Annotated in this window: 6 protein-coding genes; 3 read left to right on the forward strand and 3 right to left on the reverse strand. The window is 67.5% G+C overall.

Annotation, left to right across the window (positions count from 1 at the left end; translation table 11 throughout):
- Nucleotides 1–3 precede the first annotated feature (3 nt).
- The 3 genes from mreD to JL37_RS22940 form a co-directional block, all read right to left on the reverse strand.
- Nucleotides 4–570, reverse strand: a complete 567-nt coding sequence (mreD, locus tag JL37_RS22930; RefSeq protein ID WP_043546959.1) for a rod shape-determining protein MreD — start codon at nucleotides 568–570, stop codon at nucleotides 4–6.
- A complete protein-coding gene (gene mreC, locus JL37_RS22935) occupies nucleotides 557–1,441 on the reverse strand; it encodes a rod shape-determining protein MreC (RefSeq protein WP_043546960.1) in 885 nt (294 codons plus the stop codon). The genes mreD and mreC overlap by 14 nt, the downstream gene beginning before the upstream one ends.
- Before the next feature lie 84 nt (nucleotides 1,442–1,525).
- Nucleotides 1,526–2,569: a rod shape-determining protein gene (locus JL37_RS22940; RefSeq protein WP_006216320.1), complete on the reverse strand. Its 1,044-nt coding sequence runs from the start codon at nucleotides 2,567–2,569 to the stop codon at nucleotides 1,526–1,528.
- A 227-nt stretch (nucleotides 2,570–2,796) separates the two neighbouring features.
- Between JL37_RS22940 and gatC the strand changes: the two genes are divergently transcribed.
- From gatC to gatB, 3 genes are all read left to right on the forward strand, one after another.
- Nucleotides 2,797–3,105, forward strand: a complete 309-nt coding sequence (gene gatC / locus JL37_RS22945; protein WP_043546962.1) for an Asp-tRNA(Asn)/Glu-tRNA(Gln) amidotransferase subunit GatC — start codon at nucleotides 2,797–2,799, stop codon at nucleotides 3,103–3,105.
- Between the two features lie 3 nt (nucleotides 3,106–3,108).
- Complete coding sequence (gene gatA, locus JL37_RS22950) at nucleotides 3,109–4,635, forward strand: Asp-tRNA(Asn)/Glu-tRNA(Gln) amidotransferase subunit GatA (protein ID WP_043546963.1); 1,527 nt, start codon at nucleotides 3,109–3,111, stop codon at nucleotides 4,633–4,635.
- Nucleotides 4,636–4,825: 190 nt separating this feature from the next.
- The gene (gatB, locus tag JL37_RS22955; RefSeq protein WP_043546964.1) at nucleotides 4,826–6,283 is read left to right on the forward strand and encodes an Asp-tRNA(Asn)/Glu-tRNA(Gln) amidotransferase subunit GatB; all 1,458 of its coding nucleotides are present in this window, start codon (nucleotides 4,826–4,828) and stop codon (nucleotides 6,281–6,283) included.
- Nucleotides 6,284–6,375 lie beyond the last annotated feature (92 nt).

Consider the following 6,375-nt stretch of genomic DNA (forward strand, 5'->3'; position numbering starts at 1 on the left):
CCGTCAGGCGGAGGAGGATTCGGCGTCGTCGGCACCGCGCTGCGGCAAGTGCAGGACCCAGCCCGCCAGGGGCCACAGGGCGGTGGTCAGGAGCACGCTGATGCCCCAGTCCCAGCCCGGCCATTTGCCGGCCAGCCAGGCGTGGATGATCTGCGTGAGAAAGCGGGCGAGGAAGAACACAGGCAGCATGTGCATCGCCTGGCTCCAGAGATCGAACCGCTGCAGCCGGCGGTGCAGCACCACGGCGCCGTACGCGACCAGCGTATAGGAAAGCGCGTGCTCGCCCAGCAGGCCGGCGTCGTGCACGTCCATCAGCAGGCCGAAGAAAAAGGCCGTGAACAGGCCCACGCGGCGCGGCTCGTGCACGCACCAGAAGGCGATGATCAGCAGCAGCACGTCGGGCGCGCCCTGCCACAGGCGCCAGGGCAGCAGGGACACCAGCCACGCCAGCAGCACGGTGCCCCAGACGAACACGCCATGCGCCGGACCGGACAGGCGGTCGGGCTGCACGTTGCTGGGCGTGCCCAGGCGGGGCCGGGCCTGCCCAGCGGATTGATTAGTCCGATCCACCGGAATCGACCTCCTGACGGTTGGATTCGGCGCGGGCCACGTCCACTTGCAGCACCAGGAAGTGGCGATAACGTTCGGGATGGGCCAGCGGCTCGCCCACGGCGCGCGCGAACCCGGAAGCCGTATCGCGTTCGACCGAGGTGACCTTGGCCACCGGCAGGCCGGCCGGGAACAGCCCGCCGACGCCGCTGGTAACGATGGTATCGCCTTCCTTGATATCGGCATTGGCCGCCAGGTAGCGGACTTCGATCTTGCCCGGGGAATTCCCCCCGAAGGCGATCAGCCGCAATCCGTTGCGCAGCAGTTGCACGGGAATGGAAACCTGCTCGTCCGTGACCAGGGCCGCCTCGGCCGTCATGGGCGTCACGCGGACGATCTGCCCCACCACGCCGCCTTCGTCGATCACCGGCATGCCCGGCGCCAGGCCGGCCTTGCTGCCCTTGTTGAAGACCAGGCGCTGGGTGAACGCATTGGTGGGCTCGTACATGACCTCGACCACCACGGCCGATTGCGCCACGGTGTCGGTCACGCCCAGGAGGCGGCGCAGCTGCGAATTCTCGGCAGCCAGCTGGGCCGCGTGCGTGGCCACCTGGGCCAGCTCGATGCGCTGGCGCTGCAGGGCTTCGTTTTCGCTACGGATGAGATTGGCCGCGTTGACCCATTCGTTCACCTGCTGGACCAGATCGCGCGGGGCCATGACGGCGCGCTGGAAGGGATAGAGCGCGACGGACATCGCCCGGCGAGCGGGTTCCAGCATGCGCCATTGCGAATCCATGACGATCAGGGCAAGGGCAAGGACGACCAGAACGACCAGCCGCACCTCCGCAGGTGGGCCGCGCCTGAATAGGGGGGGAGTCCCTTGTCGTTGCATGAATCTCAGCCCGGAGGCCCGCGCCCGTCGCTCCGGCAGCGGCCGGAGCCGTGAAAAAGCAGGGCTCCGGGCTGGCGGGCAAAATTAGTCGTTGATGAAGATGGCGCCCAGCTTTTCAAGATGTTCCAGCGCCTCGCCGCAACCGCGCACGACGCAGGTGAGCGGGTCGTCCGCCACCACGACGGGCAGGCCGGTCTCTTCCTGCAGCAGGCGGTCGAGGTCGCGCAGCAAAGCGCCGCCGCCCGTCAGGGCGATGCCCTTGTCGGTGATGTCGGCGCCCAGCTCGGGAGGCGTTTGCTCCAGCGCGATCTTTACGGCCGAGACGATCTGGTTCAGCGGGTCGGTCAGCGATTCCAGGATTTCATTGGAGGAAACCGTGAAGCTGCGCGGCACGCCTTCGGCCAGGTTGCGGCCCTTGACCTCGATCTCGCGGACTTCGGAGCCGGGGAACGCCGAGCCGATTTCCTTCTTGATGAGTTCGGCGGTGGGTTCGCCGATCAGCATGCCGTAGTTGCGGCGGATGTAGTTGACGATGGCTTCGTCGAACTTGTCGCCGCCCACGCGGACGGAGCCCTTGTAGACCATGCCGCCCAGCGAGATGACCGCCACCTCGGTGGTGCCGCCGCCGATGTCGACCACCATGGAGCCGCTGGCGTCGGAGACGGCCAGGCCGGCGCCGATGGCCGCGGCCATCGGTTCTTCGATCAGGAAGACGTGGGACGCGCCCGCGCCCAGGGCCGATTCACGGATGGCGCGGCGCTCGACCTGCGTGGATCCGCAGGGAACGCAGACGATGATGCGGGGGCTGGGCGCCAGCATGTTGCGGGGGTGCACCATGCGGATGAACTGCTTGAGCATCTGCTCGGTCACCGTGAAGTCGGCGATGACGCCGTCTTTCATGGGCCGGATGGCTTCGATATTGCCGGGAACGCGGCCGAGCATCTGCTTGGCCTCATGGCCGACGGCCTGGATGATCTTCTTGCCGTGAGGACCGCCTTCATGACGGATTGCGACAACGGAAGGCTCATCGAGCACGATGCCCTTGCCGCGGACGTAGATCAGCGTATTGGCGGTACCGAGGTCGATCGCCATATCGCTGGAAAAATAACTGCGCAGGAATCCGAACATGGGAGCTCAGCTAAATTCTGGGGGGAATTGGGTTCATGCCGCGGGGCGTAGGGCCCGAAAAGGGACGGGTCCGCCTGTCTTCACGACGATTAAACCGTGAATCATAACTTATAATTTCCCCGGAAATAGCGCATAAATGCAGGCTATTCAAGCTTTGTAACGGGTTCGGCGTATGCATACTGCCCGGTCCCGCCCTTCAGCCTTCGCTTATCGATTTTGCAATCCCCATGGCGCTCAATGACACAGATGTGGCCCGCATTGCCCGGCTGGCCAGAATCGAACTGACCCCCGACCAGCGCGCGCTTGCGCAAGCTGAACTCAATGGCATCCTTCACCTGATCGAACGGCTTCAATCGGTCGACACCCAGGGCGTCGAGCCCCTGGCCCATCCCCTGTCCGCCCACGAGGACATCGTGCTGCGCCTGCGCGAAGACGCCGTGACCGAAGCCAGCTCGGAAGCCCGCCGCGAGGAACTCCTGGCCAACGCTCCCGACGCCCAGGACGGCCTGTTCCTGGTTCCCAAGGTCCTGGATTAAGTCATGACTAAACCCGCACTGCACACCCAATTCGAGGGGATCGCCGGCCTGCGCGCGGCCCTTGCGCAACGCCAGGTCAGCGCCGTCGAACTCGCCCAAAGCGCCTTGGCGGCGGCCGAAAAGGCCAGCGCCCTGAATAGCTTTTTACATATTGACGCCGAATTGACGCTGGCCCAGGCGCGCAGCGCCGACGCGGCGCTGGCGTCGGGCTCGGCCGGCCCGCTGGCCGGCATCCCCATCGCCCACAAGGACGCGTTCGTCACCCGCGGCTGGCGCACGACCGCCGGCAGCAAGATGCTCGAAGGCTATGTCAGCCCCTTCGACGCCGCCGTCGTAGAGCGCCTGGAACAAGCCGGCGCCGTGTCGCTGGGCAAGCTGAACTGCGATGAATTCGCCATGGGTTCCGGCAACGAGAACTCCGCTTACGGCGCCGTGAAGAACCCCTGGGATCATGCTGCCGTGCCCGGCGGCTCCTCGGGCGGCTCGGCCGCCGCCGTGGCCGCCCGTCTGGTGGCCGCCGCCACCGGCACCGACACCGGCGGCTCGGTGCGCCAGCCCGCCGCCCTGTGCGGCGTCAGCGGCATCAAGCCCACGTATGGCACGGTCTCGCGCTACGGCATGGTGGCCTTCGGCTCCAGCCTGGACCAGGCTGGCCCGCTGGCCGAAAGCGCCCGCGACCTGCTCGAACTCCTGGACGTCATCAGCGGCTTCGACCCGCGCGACGCCACCAGCCTTGAAAAATGCGACGGCGCCGTGAACGAGCCCGGCCGCGTCCGGCGCGATTTCGACGCCGCCCAGGGCCGTTTCGACGCCGCCGGCAGCCAGCCGCTCAAGGGCCTGCGCATCGGCGTGCCCCAGGAATACTTCGGCGCCGGCCTGGCGCCGGATGTGGCCGCCGCGGTCGAGGCCGCCCTGGCGCAGTTCGAGGCCCTGGGCGCCGTGCGCGTGCCGGTGTCGCTGCCGCGCACGGAACTCGCCATCCCCGCCTATTACGTCATCGCCCCCGCCGAAGCGTCCAGCAACCTGGCCCGCTACGACGGCGTGCGCTACGGCCATCGCGCCGCCCAGTACGGCGACCTGAACGAAATGATCAGCCGCTCGCGGGCCGAGGGCTTCGGCGACGAGGTCAAGCGCCGCATCCTGATCGGCACCTACGTGCTGTCGCATGGCTACTACGACGCCTATTACCTGCAGGCGCAGCGGCTGCGCCGCATGATCGCCCAGGACTTCCAGCGCGCCTACGCCGGCCAGTGCGACGTGATCATGGGCCCGGTGACCCCCACCGTGGCGAAGAACATCGGCGACAACCGCGACGACCCCACCGCCGACTGGCTGGCCGACGTCTACACGCTGGGCGTGAGCCTGGCCGGCCTGCCGGCCATGTCCATTCCCTGCGGCTTCGGAGGCCAGGACCAGCGCCGGCCCGTGGGCCTGCAGATCATCGGCAACTACTTCGACGAAGGCCGCCTCCTGGCCATCGCCGACCGCTACCAACAAGTCACGACGTGGCATAAGCGGTGCCCGCTTTAATGAGGCCCCCACGCTCGCTCCGCTCGCTGCCCCCCGAGGGGGCTGCCGGCGCCTTGGGGCGGCCCGGCGGCGTCTGCGTGCCCCCACGCTCGCTCCGCTCGCTGCCCCCCGAGGGGGCTGCCGGCGCCTTGGGGCGGCCCGGCGGCGCCGGCGCCGCTCCGCTGCGCACTACTGATTGGAACTAGAGATAATGAACTGGGAAATCGTCATCGGCCTGGAAACGCACACCCAGCTTTCCACCGACTCCAAGATCTTTTCGGGCAGCAGCACCCAATTCGGCGCGGCGCCCAACACCCACGCCAACGTGGTCGACCTGGCTTTGCCGGGCAGCCTGCCGGTCATGAACCGCGGCGCCGCCGAGCGCGCCATCCGCTTCGGCTTGGCCGTAGGCGCCGAAATCGCGCCCCGCTCGGTGTTCGCGCGCAAGAACTACTTCTATCCCGACCTGCCCAAGGGCTACCAGATCAGCCAGTACGAACTACCGGTGGTGGTGGGCGGCTCGGTGTCCTTCTTCGTTGGCGAAGAGGAAAAAACCGTCAACCTGACGCGCGCCCACCTGGAAGAGGACGCGGGTAAATCCCTGCATGACGACTTCCATCTCGCCAACGGCGCCCCCGGCAGCGGCATCGACCTGAACCGCGCCGGCACGCCGCTGCTGGAAATCGTGACGGAACCCGAAATGCGCTCGGCGGCCGAGGCCGTGGCCTACGCCCGCGCCCTGCACAGCCTGGTCGTCTGGCTGGGCATCTGCGACGGCAACATGCAGGAAGGCTCCTTCCGCTGCGACGCCAACGTGTCCGTGCGACCGGTCGGCCAGAAGGAATTCGGCACCCGCACCGAGATCAAGAACGTCAACTCGTTCCGCTTCCTCGAACGCGCCATTGTCTATGAAGCCCGCCGCCAGATCGAGCTGATCGAGGACGGCGGCACGGTGGTCCAGGAAACCCGCCTGTACGACGCCGACCGCGACGAAACGCGCAGCATGCGCAGCAAGGAAGACGCGCACGACTACCGCTACTTCCCGGACCCCGACCTGCCTCCCCTGGTCATCTCCCGCGCCTGGGTGGACGAAGTGCGCGCCGCCATGCCCGAACTGCCGGCCGCGCTGCGCGCCCGCTTCGAATCCGCCTACGGCCTGACCGCCTACGACGCGGCCCAGCTCAGCGCCAGCCGCGGCCTGGCCGTCTACTTCGAGTCCGTGGCCCAGGCCCTGCCGGCCGGCCAGGCCAAGCTGGCGGCCAACTGGATCATGGGCGAAGTGGCCGCGACGCTGAACAAGGAAGAGAAGGACATCGCCGACTCTCCCGTGCAGGCGCCCGCACTGGCCGCCCTGATCGGCCGCATCATCGACGGCACCATCTCCAACAAGATCGCCCGCGAAGTGTTCGGCGCCATGTGGGCTGGCGAGAACGGCGGCCAGCCCGACGCCATCATCGAGGCGCGCGGCCTGAAGCAGATCAGCGACACGGGCGCCATCGGCGCCATGATCGACGAAGTGCTGGCGGCCAATCCGGCCATCGTGGAAGAGTACCGGGCCGGCAAGCAGAAGGCGTTCAACTCCCTGGTCGGCCAGATCATGAAGGCCGCCCGCGGCAAGGCCAACCCGCAGCAGGTGAACGAGCTGCTGAAGCAGAAGCTGGACGCCTGAGGCCCTGCCCTCGTTCCACGAAAAAAGCCGCGGCCAGGTGAACTGACCCCCAGAAGTTGGACGGTCAGAAGCTAAAGCCCGAAGGCCTGAGC

The sequence above is a fragment of the Achromobacter sp. RTa genome, from assembly GCF_000757485.1.
In the GTDB taxonomy this organism is placed as follows: domain Bacteria; phylum Pseudomonadota; class Gammaproteobacteria; order Burkholderiales; family Burkholderiaceae_B; genus Achromobacter.

Excerpts from the sequence above, each read along its gene's own strand:
- mreC (WP_043546960.1), bottom strand. The coding sequence starts at position 1,441 with ATGCAACGACAAGGGACTCCCCCCCTATTCAGGCGCGGCCCACCTGCG.
- gatA (WP_043546963.1), top strand. The coding sequence starts at position 3,109 with ATGACTAAACCCGCACTGCACACCCAATTCGAGGGGATCGCCGGCCTG.
- JL37_RS22940 (WP_006216320.1), bottom strand. The coding sequence starts at position 2,569 with ATGTTCGGATTCCTGCGCAGTTATTTTTCCAGCGATATGGCGATCGAC.
- gatC (WP_043546962.1), top strand. The coding sequence starts at position 2,797 with ATGGCGCTCAATGACACAGATGTGGCCCGCATTGCCCGGCTGGCCAGA.
- gatB (WP_043546964.1), top strand. The coding sequence starts at position 4,826 with ATGAACTGGGAAATCGTCATCGGCCTGGAAACGCACACCCAGCTTTCC.